17 protein-coding genes are annotated in these 22,583 nt (G+C 66.3%); 10 read left to right on the top strand and 7 right to left on the bottom strand.

Annotated elements, in window-relative coordinates:
• Positions 1-89: 89 nt before the first annotated feature.
• From J2R80_RS02595 to pdeM, 4 genes are all read left to right on the top strand, one after another.
• The gene (locus J2R80_RS02595; RefSeq protein ID WP_253637919.1) at positions 90-1,016 is read left to right on the top strand and encodes a class I SAM-dependent methyltransferase; all 927 of its coding nucleotides are present in this window, start codon (positions 90-92) and stop codon (positions 1,014-1,016) included.
• A gap of 282 nt (positions 1,017-1,298) precedes the next feature.
• Positions 1,299-2,525 (top strand): ABC transporter substrate-binding protein, encoded by a 1,227-nt coding sequence (locus J2R80_RS02590; RefSeq protein ID WP_076832391.1) that lies wholly within the window; start codon positions 1,299-1,301, stop codon positions 2,523-2,525.
• Positions 2,526-2,848: 323 nt separating this feature from the next.
• Positions 2,849-5,608: a ligase-associated DNA damage response DEXH box helicase gene (locus J2R80_RS02585; protein WP_141340828.1), complete on the top strand. Its 2,760-nt coding sequence runs from the start codon at positions 2,849-2,851 to the stop codon at positions 5,606-5,608.
• Positions 5,609-5,671: 63 nt separating this feature from the next.
• A complete protein-coding gene (gene pdeM, locus J2R80_RS02580; protein ID WP_076832388.1) occupies positions 5,672-6,343 on the top strand; it encodes a ligase-associated DNA damage response endonuclease PdeM in 672 nt (223 codons plus the stop codon).
• Between the two features lie 199 nt (positions 6,344-6,542).
• Here pdeM and J2R80_RS02575 read toward each other — a convergent pair whose 3' ends face one another.
• Positions 6,543-7,406: a LysR family transcriptional regulator gene (locus J2R80_RS02575; RefSeq protein ID WP_076832845.1), complete on the bottom strand. Its 864-nt coding sequence runs from the start codon at positions 7,404-7,406 to the stop codon at positions 6,543-6,545.
• Between the two features lie 98 nt (positions 7,407-7,504).
• Between J2R80_RS02575 and J2R80_RS02570 the strand changes: the two genes are divergently transcribed.
• The 3 genes from J2R80_RS02570 to J2R80_RS02560 are packed head-to-tail and all read left to right on the top strand — an operon-like array spanning position 7,505 to position 10,581.
• Complete coding sequence (locus J2R80_RS02570) at positions 7,505-8,431, top strand: DMT family transporter (RefSeq protein ID WP_076832385.1); 927 nt, start codon at positions 7,505-7,507, stop codon at positions 8,429-8,431.
• Positions 8,428-9,192: an MBL fold metallo-hydrolase gene (locus tag J2R80_RS02565; protein WP_253637918.1), complete on the top strand. Its 765-nt coding sequence runs from the start codon at positions 8,428-8,430 to the stop codon at positions 9,190-9,192. Before J2R80_RS02570 ends, J2R80_RS02565 begins: the two co-directional genes overlap by 4 nt.
• 57 nt (positions 9,193-9,249) lie before the next feature.
• On the top strand, positions 9,250-10,581 hold the full coding sequence (locus J2R80_RS02560) for an NRAMP family divalent metal transporter (RefSeq protein WP_253625078.1): 1,332 nt from the start codon (positions 9,250-9,252) through the stop codon (positions 10,579-10,581).
• Between the two features lie 14 nt (positions 10,582-10,595).
• Here the strand turns inward: J2R80_RS02560 and J2R80_RS02555 are convergent, their stop codons facing one another.
• Positions 10,596-11,087 (bottom strand): Lrp/AsnC family transcriptional regulator, encoded by a 492-nt coding sequence (locus tag J2R80_RS02555; RefSeq protein WP_168858469.1) that lies wholly within the window; start codon positions 11,085-11,087, stop codon positions 10,596-10,598.
• 147 nt (positions 11,088-11,234) lie between these two features.
• Here J2R80_RS02555 and J2R80_RS02550 point away from each other — a divergent pair, with 147 nt between their 5' ends.
• Positions 11,235-12,545, top strand: coding sequence for an aspartate aminotransferase family protein (locus J2R80_RS02550; protein WP_168858470.1), 1,311 nt, complete (start codon positions 11,235-11,237; stop codon positions 12,543-12,545).
• A gap of 1 nt (position 12,546) precedes the next feature.
• Here the strand turns inward: J2R80_RS02550 and J2R80_RS02545 are convergent, their stop codons facing one another.
• From J2R80_RS02545 to J2R80_RS02525, 5 genes are all read right to left on the bottom strand, one after another.
• A complete protein-coding gene (locus tag J2R80_RS02545) occupies positions 12,547-13,329 on the bottom strand; it encodes a TIGR02186 family protein (RefSeq protein WP_168858471.1) in 783 nt (260 codons plus the stop codon).
• On the bottom strand, positions 13,326-14,255 hold the full coding sequence (locus J2R80_RS02540) for a sulfite exporter TauE/SafE family protein (RefSeq protein WP_076832838.1): 930 nt from the start codon (positions 14,253-14,255) through the stop codon (positions 13,326-13,328). The genes J2R80_RS02545 and J2R80_RS02540 overlap by 4 nt, the downstream gene beginning before the upstream one ends.
• Before the next feature lie 265 nt (positions 14,256-14,520).
• Entirely contained in the window at positions 14,521-15,363 is an 843-nt protein-coding gene (locus J2R80_RS02535) for a hypothetical protein (RefSeq protein ID WP_253637917.1), read from the bottom strand.
• A 115-nt stretch (positions 15,364-15,478) separates the two neighbouring features.
• Positions 15,479-19,033 (bottom strand): hypothetical protein, encoded by a 3,555-nt coding sequence (locus J2R80_RS02530; RefSeq protein ID WP_253637916.1) that lies wholly within the window; start codon positions 19,031-19,033, stop codon positions 15,479-15,481.
• Positions 19,034-19,401: 368 nt separating this feature from the next.
• Positions 19,402-19,989 (bottom strand): PadR family transcriptional regulator, encoded by a 588-nt coding sequence (locus J2R80_RS02525; protein WP_057016062.1) that lies wholly within the window; start codon positions 19,987-19,989, stop codon positions 19,402-19,404.
• A 158-nt stretch (positions 19,990-20,147) separates the two neighbouring features.
• Here J2R80_RS02525 and J2R80_RS02520 point away from each other — a divergent pair, with 158 nt between their 5' ends.
• Both J2R80_RS02520 and J2R80_RS02515 read left to right on the top strand, forming a co-directional pair.
• Positions 20,148-20,564, top strand: a complete 417-nt coding sequence (locus J2R80_RS02520) for a nuclear transport factor 2 family protein (RefSeq protein WP_076832836.1) — start codon at positions 20,148-20,150, stop codon at positions 20,562-20,564.
• Between the two features lie 107 nt (positions 20,565-20,671).
• Positions 20,672-22,459, top strand: coding sequence for an acyl-CoA dehydrogenase C-terminal domain-containing protein (locus J2R80_RS02515; RefSeq protein WP_057016064.1), 1,788 nt, complete (start codon positions 20,672-20,674; stop codon positions 22,457-22,459).
• Positions 22,460-22,583: the final 124 nt, after the last annotated feature.

Below are 22,583 nucleotides of genomic sequence, written 5' to 3'. Positions count from 1 at the left end.
CCGCGGGCTTGACCCGTGCATCCATCTCCGGAAAAAGTCCGTGCTTTGATGGATGGCCGGACCCGGCCGAGATTGGTTCCTTAAAGCGAATGGCCCCCCGCCTGTTTCTGTCCTCCGGCGATCTCGTCGCCGACCGCCGCTACGAGTTCGCGCGCGACCTGCAATTGAAGGGCGATCTGCCGGCTGCCGCCGAGCTGCTCGAACAGGCAATCGAGCTTGTGCCGAAATTCCCGTCGGCCTGGTACACGCTGGGCAAGATCCGCCTGGAGCTCGGTCAGCGCGAGGCCGCGATCGCAGCGTTCCGCGGCGCGCGCGACGCCGATCCCGAAGACCGGCATGGCGCCGGCCTTCGTCTGATGCAGCTCGGCGTCGAGGCCGTCAGTTCGATGCCGCCGGGCTATGTCCAGACGCTGTTCGATCAATATGCGCCGCGCTTCGAGGCCGCGCTGGTCGGCGATCTCGGCTATCGCGGCCCGGCACTGCTGTTCAAGGCGGTGCTGTCGGTGCGTGCGGGCGCAAAGAAACCGGCCTTCTTCAAGCGTGCGATCGATCTCGGCTGCGGCACCGGGCTGGCGGCCGGCGCATTCGCCCGGCATGTCGATCGCTTCATCGGCATCGACCTGTCGCCGCGCATGATCGACAAGGCGCGCGCCACCGGCCTCTATGCCGAGCTCGAGGTCGACGACATGTTGAAGGCCGTTTCGGCCAGGCGCGAGGCCAGCGCCGAATTGATCCTGGCCGCGGATGCAATGGTCTATGTCGCCGATCTCGCGCCGGTGCTCGCCGAGGCCAGCCGTGTGCTGGTGGCAGGCGGCGTGCTCGCCTTCACGGCCGAGACCCATGACGGCGAAGGCGTCATCATCGGCGAGGGACTGCGCTACGCCCACAGTGCAGCTTACGTGCGCGACTCCGTCGCTGCCGCGGGGCTGACGCTGGCCCAGCTCGACGATCTCTCGGCGCGCAATGAAGACAATATCCCGGCACCCGGACTCGTCGCCGTGGCCGTGAAGCCGTGACGCTTTTCACCCTCTCCCCCTGTGGGAGAGGGTCGCTTCGCGCAGCGAAGCGGGGTGAGGGGTCTCTCTCCGGGGATAGAGATCCCTCATCCGGCTCGCATCTTCGATGCGAGCCACCTTCTCCCACAAGGGGAGAAGGGAAGAGAGCACCGCCTCACACTCAAACTTGAGTCTACACGCTACGCATTTGCCGTGACGCGGCATTGCGCTGCAAAGTCATGACTTCGCGCTTGCCCGGCGCAGGGCGGAATGCGAGAGCTTTTCGCCTCAGGGAGAGAAATAATGAAAAAGCATACACGGCGCGAGTTCGGCGCCACCGCATTGTCTGTGATCGCCGCGTCCGTGCTGCCCGCGCCTTTCGTCCGGGCCGCCGACAAGAAGTACGATCCGGGTGCGAGCGACACCGAGATCAAGCTCGGCCAGACCGTGCCGCATTCCGGCCCCGGCTCGCTCTATGGTGTGCTCGGCCGCGTCGGCGAAGCCTATTTCCAGATGCTGAACGACAAGGGCGGCATCAACGGCCGCAAGGTGAAATTCCTCACCATGGACGACGCCTACAGCGCGCCGAAATGCGTCGAGGCGACGCGCCGCCTGGTCGAGCAGGAGGAGGTGCTGGCGCTGTATGGCTCGCTCGGCACCGCGCCGCAGACCTCCGTGCATAAATACCTCAATTCCAAGGGCGTTCCCCAACTGCTGTTGAACACCGGCGCCTCGAAGTGGAACGACCCGAAGAATTTCAAATGGACCATGGCGGGCCTGCCGCTCTATCCGACCGAGGCACGCGTTCTCGCCAAGCACGTCGTCAGCGTGAAGCCGAACGCCAAGGTCGGCATCCTCTACCAGAACGATGATTTCGGCCGCGACTTCCTCGGGCCGTTCAAGAAGGTGCTGGCCGATGCCGGCGGCAAGGCACAGGTGATCATGGAGCAGACCTATGATCTCACCGATCCGACGGTCGATTCGCAGCTCATCAATCTCTCGAAGTCGGGCGCCGACGTCTTCTACAACATCACCACCGGCAAGGCGACGTCGCAGTCGATCCGCAAGGTGACCGAACTCGGCTGGAAGCCGCTGCAATTGCTGTCGGCGGGCTCGACCGGTCGCTCGATCCTGAGCGCTGCGGGCCTCGAGAACGCCAAGGACATCGTCGCGATTCGCTACAACAAGGAAGTCGGCGTACCTCGCTACGAGAAGGATCCGGACGTGATCGCGTTCGAGGAGCTGCGCAAGAAGTACCTGCCGAACATCGACCCCGACAACACCATCGCCTTCGCCGGCTACGGCCAGGCGGCAACGATGGGCGAAATCCTGCGCCGCTGCGGCGACGATCTGACCCGCGCCAACGTGCTGAAGCACGCCACCACCCTCGCCGGTTTCCACTCGCCCTATTTCCTCGACGGCATCAATTACAGCTACACGCCCGACGACTACACGCCGATGAAGACGCTCTATGTCTCGATCTTCAACGGCAAGGATTGGGACCTCTCCGGCCAGCCGATGACGGAGTAGTTGGGTAAGCCTCGCTCTCTCGTCCCCCTCGCCCCGCTCTTGCGGGGAGAGGGCGGGGTGAGGGGCTTCCCTCCGCGAGGCGGTGCGAGTTGTAAGACCTGTACCCCCTCACCCGGATCGCATCTGGCGATGCGACATAGCCGAAGCTTCGCTTCGGCGTTTCTTTGAACGGCCGCCAAGGGCGGCCTATGCCTCTCCCCGCATGCGGGGCGAGGTGACATCCAAGCGCTTCGCAGCGCACGGAGCGCGCTGGTAGTCCTGCCACCTGCCGCCATTTCCGCTCCGCCCTCGACGAAGCCGCCTGAACAACCTACCTCTTGGGCGTGTCGACGCTCGATCTCTTCTCCGTTCCGCCGTCGGAAACGGCCGATCTCCTGCCGCGCCGGTTTCGCGACTGGTTTGCCTCACGCGGCTGGTCGCCGCGCGAGCATCAGCTCGCGCTGCTGGCGAAAGCGCGCGAGCAGCGCTCGGCGCTGCTGATCGCGCCCACGGGAGCGGGCAAGACGCTGGCGGGGTTCTTGCCGACACTGGTGGAGTTGAGTGGAGAGGGGCAGGGCAAGAACTCTTACCTCCCCCTGAAAGGGGGAGGTCGGCACGCTCGGGGGCGCACTAGCGCAACCGAGCGGGACGGGTGGGGGTCAGCCGCGGGCACGGAGCAAGCGGCTGACCCCCATCCCAACCCTCCCCTTTTCAGGGGGAGGGAGTCCGACGAGCGCGCAAGCGACGATGACGCTGGATCGGAGAACGTTCGCCCAGCCTTCGTCTCCACCGGCCGCAGCGTTCGCCGCAGCGGCGGGCTGCACACGCTTTACATCTCGCCGCTGAAAGCGCTCGCGGTCGATATCGCGCGCAATCTGGAGACGCCGGTCGCCGAGATGGGGCTGCCGATCAGGATCGAGACCCGCACCGGCGACACGCCGGTGTCGCGGCGGCAGCGGCAGCGGCGCTATCCGCCGGACATCCTGCTCACCACGCCGGAGCAGCTGGCGCTGCTGCTGGCGTCCGACGACGCGCCGTTCCTGTTCTCTTCGCTGAAGCGCATCGTGCTCGACGAACTGCATGCGCTCGTCACCTCCAAGCGCGGCGATCTGCTGTCGCTCGGACTTGCGCGGCTCTGGACCATCGCGCCGCAGACACGCGCTATTGGCCTCTCGGCGACGGTCGCCGAGCCGGAGCAGCTCGCGCGCTTCCTGGTGCCGCAGCCCGGTGGCCAGAATGCATCCGCCGACGTCGTCACCGCCAGCGGCGCCGCACCGCCGGTGGTCGAGATGCTCGACACCAGAGAACGGTTGCCGTGGTCCGGCCACAGCGCGCGCCACGCGCTGCCCGAGGTCTACGAGCTGATCAAGCGCAACAAGACCACGCTGGTGTTCGTCAACACCCGCAGCCAGGCCGAGATGCTGTTCCAGGATCTCTGGCGCATGAATGACGATGGGCTGGCGATCGCGCTGCATCACGGCTCGCTCGACGTCGCGCAGCGCCGCAAGGTCGAGGACGCGATGGCCGCCGGAAAGCTGCGCGGCGTGGTCTGCACCTCCTCGCTCGATCTCGGCGTCGATTGGGGCGATGTCGACCTCGTGATCAATATCGGCGCGCCGAAAGGTTCGTCGCGGTTGATGCAGCGGATCGGCCGCGCCAACCATCGCTTCGACGAGGCCTCGCGTGCCGTGCTGGTGCCGGCCAACCGCTTCGAGGTGCTGGAATGCCGTGTCGCGATCGACGCGATCGCCGAGAATGCGCAGGACACGCCGCCGCTGCGCTCGGGCGCACTCGACGTGCTGGCCCAGCACGTGCTCGGCTGCGCCTGCGGCAAGCCGTTTCTGTCCGATGAACTCTATGATGAGGTCCGGACCGCAGCGCCCTATGCATCGCTCGCACGCACCGATTTCGACGATGTCGTCGATTTCGTCGCCACCGGCGGCTACGCACTGAAGACCTATGAGCGTTTCGCGCGCATCAAGCAGGACAAGCAGGGCCGCTGGCGCGTCACCAATCCCAAGGTGCGGCAGAGCTATCGCCTCAACGTCGGCACCATCGTCGAGGAGACCATGCTGAAGGTGCGGCTGGTGCGCTCGCGCGCCGGCGGTAGCGGATCGACCGGCGCGATCGCGCGCGGCGGCCGGATGCTCGGCGAGATCGAGGAGGTCTTCATCGAGGGCCTGGTGCCCGGCGACACTTTTGTCTTTGGCGGCGAGGTGGTGCGCTACGAGGCCTTGGTTGAAGACCAGGTCTATGTCTCCCGCACCAATGATAAAGATGCAAAAGTGCCGTCCTATATGGGCGGCAAGTTTCCGCTGTCGACCTATCTTGCCGAACGCGTCCGCAAGCTGTTGGACAACAGCCGCGCCTGGAACGCGTTGCCGGACCAGGTGCACGACTGGCTGTCGCTGCAGCGGAAATTCTCGCGTGTGCCGGCGGTGCGCGAGCTATTGGTCGAGACCTTTCCGCGCGGCGGCAGCCATTATCTGGTCTGCTATCCCTTCGAGGGCCGGCTCGCGCATCAGACGCTCGGCATGCTGCTGACCCGCCGGCTGGAGCGCGCCCGCGCCCGTCCGCTCGGCTTCGTCGCCAATGAATACGCGCTCGCGGTCTGGGGCGTCGGCGATCTCTCCTTCATGATCCGGCACGGCAAGCTCGATCTCAACGCGCTGTTCGATCCCGACATGCTCGGCGATGACCTCGAGGCGTGGCTTGCGGAATCGGCGCTGATGAAGCGCACCTTTCGCAACTGCGCCATCATCTCCGGCCTGATTGCGCGACGCTTCACCGACGAGGAGAAGTCGCGCCGCCAGGTGCTGTTCTCGACCGACCTGATCTACGACGTGCTGCGCAAGCACCAGGCCGATCATGTGCTGCTGCGCGCCGCGCGCGGCGATGCCGCCACGGGATTGCTCGATCTTCGCCGTCTCAGCGACATGCTTTCGCGCATCCACGGCCGAATCACCCACAAGGACCTCGACCACGTTTCTCCGCTTGCCGTCCCCGCGCTGCTGGAAATCGGCCGCGAGTCAGTTTATGGCGAAGCATCCGACGAGCTCCTGGCCGAGGCGGCCGAGGAACTCGTGCGGGAGGCGACGACGTAACGCTGCTACTCTGGGGAACAGGACGTGACGGCAAGCGCGCTAGCTTTGCGAGACGGTGACGACATGCGCGTTTCGAGGGTCACGGTGGCGGATGTCGGCTTCGTGGCGGATTTCTCCGGCGCGCTGTTCTGGGAAGCGCAGCGCCTGCTCGTGGTCTCCGACCTGCATCTGGAAAAAGGCTCGAGCTTCGCCAGCCGCGGCGTGCTGCTGCCGCCCTACGACACGGTCGCGACACTGAGCCGGCTCGCTGCTGTCATCGCGCGGCACGATCCGCGGCAGGTGATCGCGCTCGGCGACAGCTTTCACGATCGCGATGCGCATGAACGCCTGTCGAATCCGGACCGCGAGGCGCTCGCGGCGTTGCAGCTGCGGCGCAACTGGATCTGGATCTCGGGCAATCACGATCCGGCGCTGCCGTCCGATCTCGGCGGCGTGGTCGCGACCGAAGTCGCGATCGGTCCGATCGTGTTCCGCCATGAGCCGACCGGCGCCGCCGGCGAGATCGCCGGACACCTGCACCCCAAGGCGCGGGTGCCGACCCGCGGCCGCTCGATCGAGCGCCGCTGCTTCGCCTGTGACGGCGAGCGCGCGGTGATGCCGGCGTTCGGCGCCTACACCGGCGGCTTGAGCATCCGCGACGCCGCGTTCACACGGATTTTCGGATCGCCCGGCTTCATGGCCCATGTGCTCGGCGACAACCGCGTCCACGCGTTCGTGGCGTCGCGGTGTTATTAGCGATCGCCGACCAGCTTATTCCAAGCTGCCATCATTCTCGGTGTCGTCCCGGGCAAGCGAAGCGCGACCCGGGACCCATAACCACCGATCGTCGTTGTTGTGCGACGATTGGGCCACAGCTTGCTTCAGCAACACAGCCCTGTGGTTATGGGTCCCTGATTTCGCAGGGACGACAGCAGAGATTGTTGCGCGACCTCGCCTAAGCCGCCTTCGCCTGCACGCTCTCGCAATACTCCGCGAGCCGATCCGCCAGCCGCAATGTCGCCGGGCTGGCCTCGGGGGCGGCGACGAGGGCGACCTCGGTGCGGTCGATCGGCGCAAAGCCGTCCTTTGCGGTCAGCACGCGATGCTCGGGCTGGATCGACATCTCAGACAAAATGCTGAGCCCGAGGCCCGCGGCGACCGCGGCCTGGATGCCGGCGAGGCTGGAGGAGGTGTAGGCCATGTGCCAGTTGCGGCCGGCGCTCTCCAGCGCATGGATGGCGCGGGCGCGGTAGAGACAGCCCGAGGCGAAACCGATCAGCGGAACCGAGCCGGCCGTCGTATCGCGCGGGTGGCCCTTGCTGGTGACCCAGTGCACCCGTTCAGGCCAGACCGCGATGCCGCCCTTCTCATTGGCGGCGCGCTTGATCAGCGCCAGATCGAGATCGCCGCGTTCGAGATCGCGGTACAGGAACAGGCTCTGCCCGGAGCGCACATCGAGCCGCAGATTCGGATGGCTGCGCGCGAAGGTGGCGAGCAGCTTTGTCAGCCGGTAGGCGGCAAAATCCTCGGTGATGCCGATCCGGATCGCGCCTTCGCTGCCGGGGCGCGAGAGCACGTCACGGGCCTCTTCGGCGAGCGACAATAGCCGCCGCGCATAGGTCAACAGCCGCTCGCCGGCTTCCGTCGGGGTGACGTCCTTGCCGCTGCGGATCAACAGCGGCTGGCCGACATCCTCCTCCAGGCGCTTGATCTGCTGGCTCACCGTCGACTGCGTGCGGTGGACGCGCTCTCCGGCGCGGGTGAAGCCGCCGGCATCGACCACCGAGACGAAACTGCGCAACAGCTCCAGGTCGAGCATCGCAGCCTCCATTTATAAATCCACTGCATGCCAGTTTATCATTTAATTTCCAAATATCAAGGCGCGGGCCTAGATCATGGCCGAAGGAGAATTCGCCCATGTCCGCCGCAACCTCGATGGCCGCCCCGCGCGCCCGCTTCAACACCCTGCCGCTGCTGATCGCCCTGTTCTGCCTGCTCTGGAGCTACGCGTTCGTGGCCGGCAAGATCGGCGTCACCGACTGCCCGCCGCTGATCCTGCTCGCCGCGCGGTTTTCGCTCGCCGGGGTCTTGATCCTCGCCATCTCCTGGCTGCGCCGCGACCAATGGGATCTCGCCTGGCGCGATGCGGCGGTGTTCGCCGTGCTCGGCGTCGCCAACAACGCGCTCTATCTCGGCCTCGGCTATACCGGCCTGAAGACGGTCTCCGCCGGACTTGGCGCGCTGATCGTCTCGGCCAATCCGGTGTTCACCGCCATGCTGGCAGCGCTGTTCCTCGGCGAGAGCATGACCTTGCGCAAGGTGATTGGTCTCGTGCTCGGCATCGTCGGCGTCGCCTTCATCGTCTGGCATCGCATGTCGGTCGGATCGGACAGCCCGCATGGCATCCTGTTCACGCTGGCCTCGCTCGCCTCGATCGTCGCCGGCACCGTGCTGTTCAAGCTGCTGGCGCCGAAGGGCAGCCTGTGGATCGGCAACGGCATCCAGAACATCGCCGGCGGCCTTGCGGTGATGCCGTTTGCCTTCACGCTCTCCAGCGTCAGCGACATCGTGCCCAGCATGCGGCTTGCCGGCGCCTTCGCCTTCCTCGTACTCGGCGGCTCGATCCTTGCCTATCTGCTCTGGTTTCATCTCCTGAAAGTGTGTGGTGCGACCGCCGCAAGCGCCTATCACTTCCTGATGCCGCCGCTCGGCATGCTGTTCGCCTATTTCGTGCTCGGCGAGCATGTCGAATTTCGCGACCTGCTCGGGATCGTTCCGGTGGCGCTCGGCATTTACCTGGTGACCCGCCCCGCAGCCGCCGCGGCCAACAGGAGTATGACGTGAGCATCACCATCACGCTGATCGGAGGTCCCACCGCCCTGATCGAGATCGACGGGTTCCGCCTGCTCACCGATCCGACCTTTGATGCGCCCGGCGAGTATCAATTGCCGCATGTGAAACTGGAGAAGCTGACGGGTCCCGCGCTCGGCGCGCGCGATGTCGGCGCGATCGATGCGGTGCTGCTGAGCCACGACCAGCATTCCGACAATCTCGATCATTCCGGCCGGGATTTTCTTAAAGGCGCGAAGCGTGTGCTGACGACGGAGGCCGGCGCCGGGCGGCTCGGCGGCAACGCCGAGGGCTTTGCGCCCTGGGCAAGGACCACACTGACGAAAGGCGGTAGGACGCTCACCATCACTGCGACGCCGGCGCGGCACGGGCCGGCGGGGATCGAGCCATTGTCCGGCGACGTCATCGGTTTCGTGGTCGAGCCGGCGAAGCCCGGCCGTCCGGTCTATGTCAGCGGCGACACCACCTGGTTCGACGGCGTCGCCGAGGTCGCGCGGCGCTTCGACTGCGGCGTGGTGCTGCCGTTCGCAGGCGCGGCGCAAACCCGCGGCCCCTTCCATCTCACCATGGACACCAATGACGCGATCGAAACCGCGCACGCCTTTGCGGACGCGGTGATCGTGCCGGTTCATACCGACGGCTGGGCGCATTTCCGGCAGAGCGCGAGCGACCTGCGCGCGAGCTTCGATACGCTCGGCTTCGGCCGCCGTCTGCGCATCCTCGAGCCCGGCGTCGCCACGGTCATCGAGCCGTAGGTTCGCCTCAGGAACCTTGCCGGTATCCGGCTCGTTGTCAGACGGCTGGAACCGGACATGACGCGGCAAGGGACGATCCCACCACACGACAAACATGACGATGCGCCGGCGGCGAAGCCCCGGCGCCAGCCGTTCAGTTTCAGCCGTGTCCTGAAGACGCTCGGACCCGGGCTGATCACCGGCGCTTCCGACGACGACCCTTCGGGGATCGGCACCTACAGCCAGGCCGGCGCGCAACTCGGCTACGGCATTGGCTGGACCATGCTGCTGACGTTTCCGCTGATGAGCGCGATCCAGGAGATCTCGGCGCGGGTCGGCCGTGTCACCGGGCATGGCATCGCGGGCAATGTATGCCGGCATTATCCGGGCTGGCTGCTCGCCGTCGTGGTGGCGCTGCTGTCGATTGCCAACACCATCAACATCGCGGCCGACCTCTCGGCCATGGCCGATGCCACAAAGCTTCTGATCGGCGGTCCGGCCATTCTCTATGTGGTGCTGTTCGGCGTGACCTCGGTGGCCGCGCAGATCTTCATGAACTACCGGCGCTACGTCACGATCCTGAAATGGCTGACGCTCAGCCTGTTCGCCTATGTCGCGGCGCTCGCCTTTGCCAAGGTGTCGTGGATGGAGGCCCTGGCCGGCGTGCTGCTGCCGCGCATCAGCTGGAGCGCCGACTATTTCACGACCATCGTTGCGATCCTCGGCACCACGATCTCGCCCTATCTGTTTTTCTGGCAGGCCTCGCAGGAGGCGGAGGAGCAGCGGGTCGACGCCACCAAGCATCCGCTGATCGAACGGCATTACGGCGCCCAGCACGAATTCTCGCGCATCCGCGCCGATACCATCACCGGCATGGCGTTTTCGAACCTGATCGCATTGTCGATCATCGTCACCGCCGCCGCATCGCTGCACGCCACCGGCAAGACCGACATCCAGACCTCGGCGCAGGCCGCCGAGGCGCTGCGCCCGATCGCCGGGCCGTTTGCCGAGGTGATCTTCGCGCTCGGCATCGTCGGCACCGGCCTTCTGGCGATTCCGGTGCTCGCGGGTGCGACGGCTTATGCGGTCGGCGAGGGCCGGCGATGGCGGGTCGGGCTGACGCGCAGGCCGAAGGAGGCGATCGCGTTCTATTCGGTGCTGGCGCTGTCGGGCGGCATCGGCATCGCGCTCAACTTCACGCCGATCGATCCGATCGCGGCGTTGTACTGGAGTGCGGTCGTCAACGGCGTGCTCGCGGTGCCCGTGATGGTGCTGCTGATGTTCATGGCCCGCCGCCGGGACGTCATGGACCGCTTTGTGGTCCGCGGATGGCTGTACCGGCTCGGCTGGCTCTCGACCGGCGCGATGGCGCTCAGCGTGATCGCGATGGGGATCGGCTTCCTGCTGTAGCTTGTTCGAACTCCTCAACCCTCGCCGAACAGCGAGCTATCGATCTTGGTCGTCGATTTGACCTTTCGCAGGATGATCGTCGTGCGGTAGCTCGCGACGTCGCTATCCGGATGCATAAGGCGGTCGAGGATGAACGATTGGTAGCGCGCAAGGTCCGAGGACACGATTCGTAGCGAGTAATCCCAATCGCCGGCAATCATGCAACATTCGACGACCTCCGGAAGGTCGATCACCTTCCGCTCGAAGCGCGTGAAGGATTCCCTGTTCTGTTGCTTGAGACGGACCTCGACGATCACGTCGAATCCGAGTCCAACCCGCGTCGGGTCCACCAGCGCCACATAGGAATTGATGACGCCGGCCTCTTCGAGCGTGCGAACGCGTCGCATGCAGGGGGCGGACGAGAGGCCGATCCGCTCGGCCAGCTCGAGATTCGTGATCCGCCCCTCGACCTGCAGCACGTCGAGGATTTTTCGGTCGATCTCGTCAATCACGATCGCGGTTCCCATTTCTTTCGCATTCTCCATCTTTTGCGCAATTGTTTGCAGAAGAAGGGCTGAAATGCATCTCAAATCGCAATGTCATTGCCCTCGCGCGCGCATAAGATGTGGTGCGAGGGTTCTTTGATCGCTGCAACCGAGCAGCAAGGAGCGGGCATGGCCGGAAATGACGACAAATCCTTTTGGGATCGCGCGCGGCGGCACCTCATTCGCTATGGCGGGACGTTCGCTCCCGTGATCATCGAGCGTGCCTCCGGGTCCTTCGTCTATGACGCCGACGGCCGGGCCATCCTGGATTTCACGTCCGGGCAGATGAGCGCCGTGCTCGGTCACGGTCACCCGGAGATCGTCCAGACCATCAGCGAGCATGCCGAACGGCTCGACCATCTCTTCAGCGGCATGCTGACGCGCCCGGTCGTCGCGCTGGCCGAACAGCTCGCGGGCCTGCTGCCGCCGGGGCTTGATCGCGTCATGCTGCTGAGCACCGGCGGCGAGTCGAATGAAGCTGCGATCAAGATGGCCAAGCTCGCCACCGGCGGCTTCGAGACCGTCGCGTTCGCACAGTCCTGGCACGGAATGACGTCTGGCGCGGCCGGAACGACCTATTCGGCCGGCCGCAAGGGCTACGGTCCGGCGCCGGTCGGCTCGCTCGCGATCCCGACGCCGAACCCCTATCGCCCGCGCTTCGGCAACGCGGCCGATTGGCGGGCCGAGCTGGCCTACGCCTTCGATCTGATCGATCGCCAATCGACCGGCTCGCTTGCCTGCATGATCGCCGAGCCGATCCTCAGCTCCGGCGGGCTGATCGATCTGCCTGAAGGCTACCTTGCTGAGTTGAAGGAGCTGTGCCGGGCACGCGGCATGCTGCTGATCATCGACGAGGCGCAGACCGGCCTCGGCAGAACCGGCGCCATGTTCGCTTTCGAGCGCGACGGCGTCGTGCCTGATATCCTGACCTTGTCGAAGACGCTCGGTGCCGGGCTGCCTCTGGCTGCGGTCATCACCACCGCCGAGATCGAAGAGCGGTGTCACGAACGCGGTTTCCTGTTCTACACGACGCATGTGTCGGACCCGATGCCGGCCGCGGTCGGGCTGAAGGTCATCGAGATCATCCTTCGCGACAGATTGGTCGAGCGCGCCAGGATAGCGGGCGCGCGGCTGAGGGACGGGCTCCTCGCACTTCAGAACCGGTTCGAATGCATCGGTGACGTGCGCGGCAGGGGGCTGATGCAGGGCATCGAGATCGTGCGCGACCGTTACAGCAAGGAGCCTGACGAAGCGCTCGGAACGCGTGTCTCTCAGCGCTGCATGCAGCTTGGACTGAGCACCAACATCGTTCAGTTGCCCGGCATGGGCAGCGTATTCCGCATTGCACCGCCGCTGACGATCAGCGACGACGAGATCGATCTTGGCCTCTCGATCCTCAGCGACGCGTTCGAAAGCGCATTGCAAAGCAGGGCTGGCTAGATCAATCCTTGCGGAACACGATCGAGGCCATCCAGCCGGTCATCAGCGCCATGAACGCGGTGATCAGGCCGTAGACAAGGCCGTTATGCCGCGCGGTGGTGGCGACGAATTGCTCGAAGCCGACCTTGACGATCTCGAACGCGGTCTCGGCCTTGGTCACCAGCGCGCCGTCGGAAAACAGCTTGATCTCGACATTATAGGTGCCGATCGGCACCTCCGCCGGCAGCGGAATGCCGGTGCGGAACAGGGTCGGGGTCAGGAAGGTCACCGCCGAGGTCGCCTCACGGTACAGCCCGTGCTCGGAGCGCAGCCGCACGAAGGCGCTGCGGAACGGGTCGTTTGGCACCACGTCGGCATAGTCGGGCCCGACCCGCTGCATCAGCAGCACGTTGTTGAGCCCGAGCTGCTGCCGCCGCTGCACCTCGGGCGAGGCGATCTGGTCGAACGGGCGATTCGAGAACAGCGCGAGATAGCCCGGCACCTGCAGGAATTGGCGCGAGTCGGTGTTGATCCAGATGCCGAATTTGCGCTCCTTGCGCCGCGTCACCATGTCGGCGCGCGGGCCGGACACCGTGACGACGAGATCGTAATTGTTGCGATTGGCCGGCGTCTTGTCGTCCTTCTCGACCGAGCCGAACAGCACGAGCTCGCCGCCGGAATAGTTCGGCGTCACTGTGACGCGGTGGTTGGAGACCGACACGATCAGCCGCTCGGCATGAGCGGGCGCGGCCGCCAGGCTGGCGGCGGCGAGACCGATGATCGCGAGCGCCGCGCGCAGCCTCATGGCGGGGCTCCGCCGGTTTCGCGGATGCTGTAGAGGTCCTGCGGCCGGATCACCAGCTCCACCGCAAAGCGGATGCCGACCGCGAGCACCAGCAGGCCGAGCAGCAGGCGCAGATGCTCGCCGCGGATCTTCTGGCCGGCGCGGGCGCCGAACTGCGCGCCGGTGACGCCGCCGACCATCAGGATCAGCGCCAGCACGGCGTCGACCAGATGGTTGGTCACCGCGTGCAGCATGGTTGCGAACACCATGGTGACGAGGGTGAGCACCATCGAGGTGCCGATCACGGTCGAGGTCGGCACCCGCAGCACATAGATCATCAGCGGCACCAGGATGAAGCCGCCGCCGATTCCCATCACCGCGCCGATGAAGCCGATCGCGAGTCCGACCACGACGACCGGGATGACGGAGAGATAGATCTTGGAGCGCTTGAAGCGCAGCTTCAGGGGCAGGCCGTGGATCCAGCCATGGCTGCCGGGCTTGCGCAGCGCGATCGGACCGCCGCGGCGGACGCGCAGCATCGCGCGCAAACCTTCCCAGAACATCAGCCCGCCGACCGTCGTCAGCAGGATGACGTAGGACAGCGCAATCATCAGGTCGAGCTGGCCGAGCGAGCGCAGGAAGGTGAAGGTCCACACCCCGAACGTGGTGCCGAGAGTGCCTCCGACCAGCAGCACCGCCGCCAGCAGCGGATCGATCGCGCGTCTGCGCCAATAGGAAATGGCGCCGGAGAACGAGGAGGCCGCGATATGGCTGGCGACGGAGGCAACCGCGACCGCGGGCGCGATGCCGACGAAGATCAGCAGCGGCGTCATCAGGAAGCCGCCGCCGATGCCGAACATGCCGGAGACGAATCCAACCGCCGCGCCCATCGCCAGGATGAGGAAGACATTGACCGGAATGTCGGCGATCGGGAGGTAGAGCTGCACGCGCGTCGCTTCTTGTCGGTTCGCCGCGAGTTCGGCACAAGGCCGCATCACGGCGTGATGTCGTTCTGGTCGGGCATTCTCCGGCTGAACGAATCCGGTCGGCGCGCAAGACGCAGGCGAACGCGGGTCGATTGCCGCGTTCTTGCATAACTGAAATCGGCGGGGGGAGGGACTAAAGAATCCGCTTCCGGGGGCATTTTTCGCCGCACTCGGCCGCCGTCTGCGGACGTGGTTGATAATTCAGATTAATGGCGCCGGTGGCGCCTCACGGCCGATCGACAGGCTTGGTGATCAGGTTCAGCGCGAGCGCTTCTTTCGGGTTCAGCCAGCGGATATCGGAGGTTTGCGACATCGCCTCGACGATCCCGGAGGAGACACCCATCTTGGTCATGTAGCCCAGCACCATGCCCTGGATGCGTTGTGCCTCGGCGAGGGGATCGCTGACCGGCGTGCTCGTCGTGAAGCGATGCACGCCGAGCCGCGAGCCCGCGATGCCATAGCGGGTCTGGCCGCCGGCATAGACCAGGACGCAAGCGCTGGCGCAGGACGCGGGGCGTAGCTTGCCCGAGGCATCTGATGTGGCGACCGCGGTGACCAGCCCGCGCGTGCGGACGACCTCGCCCATGATGGCGGCCTGGTTCAGCGCGCCGCCCGGCGACGACAACAGCACGACGTCGCCTGGTGCGAGGCGCGCCTCGCTGAGCCGGTCGCGGAACCAGCTCGCGCTGGCCGAGCCGATCTTGCCGCTGATCGCAAGCGCCCGCCGGCCGCGGCCTGATCCGTCGATGTCGACGTCGGGAATCACCGCGGACGTCATGCTGGCCGCGATGTAGGTCTCGCGCCAGAAGTCCCAGGCGCCCGGCGTCGACAGGTCCCAGTAAGCCTGGATGGCGACGCTCGACAGCAGCAGCACGAAGATGATGATGGACCAGAGCGAGAACCGGAACGCGCGGGGCGGCGATGCCACGTTCCCTTGCGGCGTCGGCGGAGGCGAGGCCGAAGGGCGCGGGGCGAATGGAGACGGCGCCTGCCGCGGCGGCGCAACGCGGGGACCGGTCGGCGACGAACGGTGGCCCGTTCCATCATCCTGGCGATCGTCGACAGACAAGCCTGACCCTCCGGAACGCGCGCCCCGACGGCGCGGAACTGCGCGCCTGTCTACACGGCCGAAGGCCTGAGGTATAGGACAGCGGCGCCGTCAGGGCGCCGCAGCCGTCTCGAACCTAGTGAGCTGGAGCGGCGAGCGCCGCGGTCCGCTTCGAGGGCTGCTTGACCGGCTTCACCGCGGCGGGCTGCGCGGCCGCGCCGTCCCAGCCGCCGGCAGGCGCCGGCACGTTGACCGCATCGCTCGGCTGCGGCTCGGCGGTGAAGGTCTGGATCGCCAGCTTCGCTGCGGCCAGCGACTGCGGGTCGAGCCGCTTGGCAATATCGTCGCGCTTGTGGCCGGCATCGGCGTCGCCCTGCGCGGCCGCGAGGCTGAACCACTTGAAGGACTCGGCGAGGTTCTGTTCGACACCGATGCCGCGGGCATAGAGGATGCCGAGATTGACCTGGCTGTCGGCAACGCCGCGATCGGCCGCCTTGCGGAACCATTGCGCGGCGCTCTTGTAGTCGGCGCCCTTGCCGCCGCCATCGGCGTCGAGCACGGCGAGATTGTGCATCGCCTTGGCGTTGCCGCGCTCGGCGGCCTGCACGTAGTAGCGTCGTGCCACATCGAAGTCGCGCTTCACGCTGAGGCCCTTCTCGTAGAAGGTGCCGAGCCGGAACATCGCGGGCACCACGCCGGCCTGCGCTGCGCGGGCATACCATTTGGCGGCTTCGTCGACATTGGTGGTCACGCCCTTGCCCTCGGCAAAGCGGACGCCGACTTCATAGGCCGCGGCCGCATCGCCCTTGATCGCGGCGCTGCGCAGCGCCGGACCACCGATCGCATCGGGCAGCTTCTCGCCCGCCGGGATCTGGACCATGGCGAGCTTGCCGCCGAGCGGCGGCGCGGTCGGAATCGTGCCGGTGACGTCGTTGGCGGCGGCTGTTGGCGCCGCGGTCGGCTCAGACGCGACGGCGGGTGCGGGCGCGATTGCCGGTGGGATCGTCACCTGCGCGCTGTCGAGCGTGTTCGGCGCCGGAGTATTGTTGGACTGGCGGCCGAGCGGGGTCGGCGAGGTCATCGACGGCCCGGGCACTGACGGTCCGGGTCCGCCGGACGGCGCAGCCGGGGCGGGCGCGAAGGAATTCTCGGCAGGCGGCTGCATGGGCGGCGTGGCCGGCTCGCTGTGCTCGATCGTCGGCACCTGCGGCGCGGAGCTGGTGTCGAGCAGGTTCATCGCCATCTTGGCGGTCGAGAGCAGGATCACGACCACGCTCGCGCCGACCAGCAGCGAACGGATCTTGGAGGTGATGGTCGAAGGCTGCGCCTCCGGCGCGCCAGTCGCCGTCGCGCCGGCCGCGGCCGTGCCGGCCTTGGCGGCAGCCGCCTTCGCGGCCTTGTCGGCCTTCTCCTTGGCCTTGGCTGCAGCCTTGCTCGCGGCGCGCGCCGCCTTCTCGTTGACGGGTTGCGCGGCAGCGGCCTGCGCGGCGCGGCGTGCGGCGGCGATGAAGCTCGATGTCGAGACCGGCTCCTTCTTGCCGGCGGGAAGATCAGAGATCGCGCGCTCGGAATCCGCGATCCGCTCCGACGGCGAAGCGACGCGGCCGGAGGGGCGTGTGCCCGGTTCGAGCGGATGATCCGGTGGCAGGTCCGGCGCGATCGCGGCGCGTGCGGACGCCGCATGCGGCTCGAGGATCTCGCTGATCGCGCGCGGCGGCAGCGGCGACGGCGCGCTCTCGACCGGCTGCGCGGCATGGAATTCGCGCGGCGCGGACATGAAGTGCTCCTGCGCCAGCGCAGGATTGGGCAATTCGGGCCTGTACGATTCAGGCTTGTACGCTTCAGCTTTGGGCTGCGCGACCGGCTGCGACATCGCCGCGCGCGGCATCTCCATCCGCGGAGCTTCCATCCGCGGTTCAGCCGGCGCGGGAGCAGGCGGAGCGGTGCGCACCGTACGCAGATCGTTCTCGATCATCGCGAGACGATCGACGACATGGCCGAGCGTGTTGTGAACGGTCTCCAGCGAATCCTGGGTGCGGCGGTCGGTCTCCGACTGGCTGAAGCGGATGTCGGACAGCTCGCGCTTCACCATGTCGACGATGCCGCTGTCCATCATCGGCTGCGGCGAGGAGGTGTTGACGTTGCGGGCGGCGTCGGCGAGCGAGGCGATGTGGGCGTGCTGCGCCTCGAGGTGCCGCATGATGTCATGCAGCGCTTCCTCGACCCGGCCGAGATTGCCGGAGCGCTGGTCGGCGGACTCCAGGCGCTCGAGCAGATACGAGACGCGCTGCTCGAGATGGGTGAATGCCGACGAACTGTCGTTGCCGACCTGCAGACGGTCGATCCGCTCCGACAGCGAGCGCAGGGCGCCTTCGATGGCATCGGTGTTGTCGTAGCCGGCCGGCCGCTCGCGGGTCTCCAGCGTCGAGGCCAATGCGGCAATGCGCTGCTCGATCCCGGCGAAGGCATCGCCATGGGTCTCGGCGCGCGACATCTGCGACAGCTGGTCGACCTTCGCGGCCAGCGCATGCACGTCCCCGGAGAGCTGCAGCAGCGCGTCGTTGGAGGCGACGTTGGAGACGATGGCGCGCAGCGCGGCGATCGCGCTCTCGAGCTGATGCACCGTCGACGGATCGTCGTTGGCGCGCAGGATCATGTCGAGCTTGGCGCCGAGATTGCGGATTGCCTCGTCGTAGCCGGTGAGCTGCTCGGCGGGCGTGAGCGTGCGCAGCGACTCGCGGATCTCCGACAGCGCGCGTTCGATGCCGGCGATCGCCTGGCCCTGGCCGTTGCGGCCCTCCTGGCGGAGCTCGTCGATCCGGTGATGCAGCGAGCGGATCTCGTTCTCGATCGACTCGATCGCCCGGCGCGGCATCGCCTCGGTGATCGCCTGGCGGATTTCCGCAAGCTCGCCGCGGAAGGCCGCGATCGACTGTTCAATATGGTCGGGCCGCTGCAGCGCCTCGATCTGGCTCGTGATCTTGAGCAGCTGACGCTCGAGCGAGGAGAAGTCGGGCCCGGCAGGCGGCGGTGGCGCATAGGCGGCCATCGGCGGCGCCGATTGCGGCATCGGCGGCGCGCCGCGCGGCGGCATCTGGCGTTGCGCTGATACGTCGAGCTCGTTCTGGCGCGCGGCGATCTCCGCGATCGCGAAATCGAACGAGGCCGGGCTCAGTGGCGGCGAGGGGCGATAGACCTGGGCTGCGGCGCGCTCGACCGCCTCCGCCTGGCGCAGCCTCTCCTCCAGTTGCCGGTCATGCATCTGCGGCTCGCGCTGCATCTGCGACTCACGCATCGGCTGTGGCTGCGGCTCGCGCGCCGGCTGCGGCCGCGAAATTTGCGACAGCCGGGCATCGAGGCGCGAAATCGCGTCGTTCAGCTGTCGCGCGACGGCGGGCTGGCCGCGCGGCACTTCGGCGCGCACCGCTTCGGCGCGCGTCAGAGGCTTTGCAATCTGTTCGATCTGCCGGGTGATGGCGTCGAGCCGCTGGTGGATATCGGCGACCTCGCGGCTTTCCCGGCTCGGCATCGGCTGCCGTTGCTCCATGCGCCAATCCGGCGGGCTCGGTTCACCGACGGTGGAGTTGAGCCAGTCGTTCAGCGACATGCCGGCGCGGCGCGCAGCCGCCTCGGCCCTGTCGCGGACGGAGGGATCGATGCCGTCAACACTCCACGATACGCGCGAATTCATGATTCCGTCCGGTCCCGACTCCGGCGCTACACCCTGCGCCCGCAGCCTCCCCGCGCATTCCCGTTAAGAGACAATCGAATTCTGCGCCGGGCGTCTGCCTCAGCTGCTGACTTTTTCCCGTCACGGTAAATAACGGGTTAAGGAATGCGCCCGACGGGCGCTAAAGTTAGGGAATCCGGGAACCTGTTGCGCCGGATCAGGACAGCGACTTGCGTCGCCGCCAAGCTTCTCCTTCCCCCTAAAAGGGGGAAGGTCGGGATGGGGGTTTGCCGCAGGCGACGCTGTATGTGGAGAGCGATGATCCCCACCCGCTTTGCTCTGCGAGAAAAGCGACCTCCCCTTTTCAAGGGGAGGTTGGAGATTTGTTTCTAGCCGTTGCTTTCGCGCTTGCCGTCGTCGAGCGGCAGCACGTTGCTGCGGCCGGACATCGCCGAGAGCGCGTCGAGCGCCTCCTCGCACCATTCCACCACCATGCGCTCATGGCGCATGCCGAGGCGCAGGCTGAGCATCTTGCCGACATCGGCCGGCGGCGCGGTGCCGTCGGGAAAGCGCTTGTTGAGCAGGCGCTCGTAGCGCTCATAGCGATCGCGATGATGCTCCAGCCGCGCCATCAGGTCGTTGCGCAGCGGCTCGATGTCGACGCAGTCGAGCGCATAGAGCCGGACCAGAAGGTCGTCCTTGATCGAGGGCGGCACGCTCGGGCGCGCTGCCCAGTGCTTCAGTGCCGCGCGGCCTTCGGCGGTCAGGGTATAGACCAGCTTGTTGGGCTTGCCGGACTGCACCACCTCGCGGCCCTGGACGTGCCCCTTGTCGCGCAGCCGCGAGAGCTCCCGGTAGATCTGCTGATGGTCGGCCTTCCAGAAGAAGCCGATCGACGCATCGAACGTCTTGGCGAGCTCATAGCCCGTCATCGGACGTTCCGTGAGGCAGGCAAGGATTGCGTCACCGAGTGCCAACGCCCACCTCCATCTCAGTTCCCCAAAAGGTCATGCTGAAGTTCGCTTGACTTTATGCGTTAGTGTGCATATGCGTCAATATGCATATGGTGATCGGCGTGCCGCTGTCGCGTGCGCCGATGTCCAGGCTTCTTAACCCCGCCGCAGGAGACGTCCGAATGAGCAAGCCGGGCCTCGACAAGTGGTACGCCTACATGAAGTCCCACGACACCGCCGCCCTGTGGGACCTGCTGCATCCCGACGCGGTGTTCGAAAGCCCGGTCGTGCACACGCCGCAGCGCGGCCGCGACATCACCTTCAAATATCTCACCAGCGCCGCCAAGGTGCTCGGCGGCCCGACCTTCAAGTATCTCGGCGAGTGGCGCAATGACGCCGGCGCGGTGCTCGAATTCGAGAACGAGATCGACGGCATCAAGCTCAACGGCGTCGACATCATCACATTCGATGGTGACGGCCGGATCACGCATTTCAAGGTGATGGTGCGTCCGCTCAAGGCGATCAACCTGCTGCATCGGATGATGGGCGAGGAGTTGATGAAGCAAAGCGGCGCAACTTCGCAATCACAGTCGCGATAGCATCTGCCGCGGACCTCCGGAACCGGATAAGGTCCGCTCCAACAACCCAAGGACACGCTGCGCAGCGTCCGTCGCATATGCGGCCACGTGCCAGCCGGGAGACCAGCATGCCAACCTACAAAGCCCCCGTCGAAGACGTCAGCTTCCTGCTCAACGACGTTTTCCAGATCGACCGCTACGGCAATCTTCCCGGCTTCACCGATGCCTCGGCCGATGTACGCGAGGCGATCCTCGGCGAGGCCGCCAAGCTCAGCGAAGAGGTGCTGCAGCCGCTCAATCGCACAGGCGATCTCGAAGGCTGCAAGCGCAATGACGACGGCAGCGTCGCCACGCCGAAGGGCTTCAAGGACGCCTTCAAGCAGGTCGCCGAAGGCGGCTGGCTCGGCCTCTCGGCGCCGACGGAATTCGGCGGCCAGGGCCTGCCGGTGACGCTCTCGCAGGCGGTCAACGAATTCCAGATCTCCGCCAACATGGCGTTCTCGATGTATGGCGGGCTGACCATGGGCGCGACCGCGGCGCTCCTGGTGCACGGCACCCCCGAGCAGAAGCAGACCTATGTGCCGAAGATGGTCGCCGGCCAGTGGACCGGCACCATGAACCTGACCGAGCCGCAGTGCGGCACCGATCTCGGCCTGCTCCGCACCAAGGCGGTGCGCCAGGCCGACGGCAGCTTCAAGATCACGGGCACCAAGATATTCATCTCCGCCGGCGAGCACGACCTCACTGAGAACATCATCCATCTGGTGCTGGCGCGCATCGAAGGCGCGCCGGCCGGCATCAAGGGCGTCTCGCTGTTCGTGGTGCCGAAGGTGCTGGTCAATGCCGACGGCTCGCTCGGGGCTCGCAACGGCGTCAGCTGCGGTTCGATCGAGCACAAGATGGGCATCCACGGCAATTCCACCTGTGTGATGAACTACGACAACGCCACCGGCTGGCTGATCGGCGAAGAGAACAAGGGCATGCAGGGCATGTTCGTGATGATGAACGAGGCTCGCCTCGGCGTCGCCGTGCAGGGCCTCGCGCAGTCCGAGGTCGCCTATCAGAACGCGGTCGCCTATGCCCGCGAGCGCCTGCAGGGCCGCTCGCTGACCGGCGTGAAGGAACCCGAGAAGCCGGCCGATCCGATCATCGTGCATCCCGACGTGCGCCGCACGCTGCTCACCATCCGCGCCTTCAACGAGGCAGCGCGCGCCATGGTGGTGTGGACCGCGCTGAAGAGCGACGTCGCGCACCGCTCCAACGACGCTGGGGATCGCCAGGCTGCCGACGATCACATGGGCCTGATGACGCCGGTGCTGAAGGGCGTCCTGACCGACACCGGGTTCGCCAACACGGTCTCGGCGCAGCAGATGTTCGGCGGCCACGGCTACATCGCCGAGCACGGCATGGAGCAGTTCGTGCGCGATGCGCGCATCGCGATGATCTATGAAGGCGCCAACGGCATCCAGGCGCTCGACCTGGTCGGCCGCAAGCTGCCGCGCGACGGCGGCCGTGCCGCGATGGCGTTCTTCGGCGAGGTCGGCGCTTTCGCCAAGGAGCATGGTGCCGACGAGGCTATGAAGCCGTTCATCACCCCGCTCTCCACCGCGCTCGGCCATCTGCAGCAGGCCACCGGCTGGCTGATGCAGAACGCGCTGGCCAAGCCCGACAATGCCGGCGCCGCGGCGACCGACTACATGAAATTGTTCGGCCTCGTCGCGCTCGGCTACATGTGGGCGAAGATGGCCAAGGTGGCGCAGGACAAGGCCGCCGCCGGCACCACGCCGTACCTCAACACCAAGCTCGTGACCGGCCGCTTCTTCATGGAGAAGTTGCTGCCGGAGACCGCCGTGCATCTGGCCCGGATCCAGAGCGGCAGCGCCACCACGATGGAATTGGCCGCGGAAGCGTTCTGAAGCGTTTTCCAGCGAAGTGGAGACCGGTTCGCGTGAAGAAAACGCGTCAAACAAGAAAGCCTTGAAAAATTGCCGCCGCACGGCTGCGGCGGCGTGTCCTTCCGTATATATTATGATCCTCATA

The sequence above is a fragment of the Bradyrhizobium sp. USDA 4541 genome (genome assembly GCF_024171085.1).
GTDB classification, from domain to species: Bacteria; Pseudomonadota; Alphaproteobacteria; order Rhizobiales; family Xanthobacteraceae; genus Bradyrhizobium; species Bradyrhizobium australafricanum.
Note: the sequence above shows the minus strand (reverse complement) of the source record. Positions and strands in the feature narration are given on the sequence as shown.

Bases quoted from the DNA above. Each gene is read 5' to 3' on its own strand.
- J2R80_RS02595 (WP_253637919.1), top strand. From the start codon at position 90: ATGGCCCCCCGCCTGTTTCTGTCCTCCGGCGATCTCGTCGCCGACCGC.
- J2R80_RS02590 (WP_076832391.1), top strand. From the start codon at position 1,299: ATGAAAAAGCATACACGGCGCGAGTTCGGCGCCACCGCATTGTCTGTG.
- pdeM (WP_076832388.1), top strand. From the start codon at position 5,672: ATGCGCGTTTCGAGGGTCACGGTGGCGGATGTCGGCTTCGTGGCGGAT.
- J2R80_RS02575 (WP_076832845.1), bottom strand. From the start codon at position 7,406: ATGCTCGACCTGGAGCTGTTGCGCAGTTTCGTCTCGGTGGTCGATGCC.
- J2R80_RS02570 (WP_076832385.1), top strand. From the start codon at position 7,505: ATGTCCGCCGCAACCTCGATGGCCGCCCCGCGCGCCCGCTTCAACACC.
- J2R80_RS02560 (WP_253625078.1), top strand. From the start codon at position 9,250: ATGACGCGGCAAGGGACGATCCCACCACACGACAAACATGACGATGCG.
- J2R80_RS02555 (WP_168858469.1), bottom strand. From the start codon at position 11,087: ATGGGAACCGCGATCGTGATTGACGAGATCGACCGAAAAATCCTCGAC.
- J2R80_RS02550 (WP_168858470.1), top strand. From the start codon at position 11,235: ATGGCCGGAAATGACGACAAATCCTTTTGGGATCGCGCGCGGCGGCAC.
- J2R80_RS02545 (WP_168858471.1), bottom strand. From the start codon at position 13,329: ATGAGGCTGCGCGCGGCGCTCGCGATCATCGGTCTCGCCGCCGCCAGC.
- J2R80_RS02530 (WP_253637916.1), bottom strand. From the start codon at position 19,033: ATGAATTCGCGCGTATCGTGGAGTGTTGACGGCATCGATCCCTCCGTC.
- J2R80_RS02520 (WP_076832836.1), top strand. From the start codon at position 20,148: ATGAGCAAGCCGGGCCTCGACAAGTGGTACGCCTACATGAAGTCCCAC.
- J2R80_RS02515 (WP_057016064.1), top strand. From the start codon at position 20,672: ATGCCAACCTACAAAGCCCCCGTCGAAGACGTCAGCTTCCTGCTCAAC.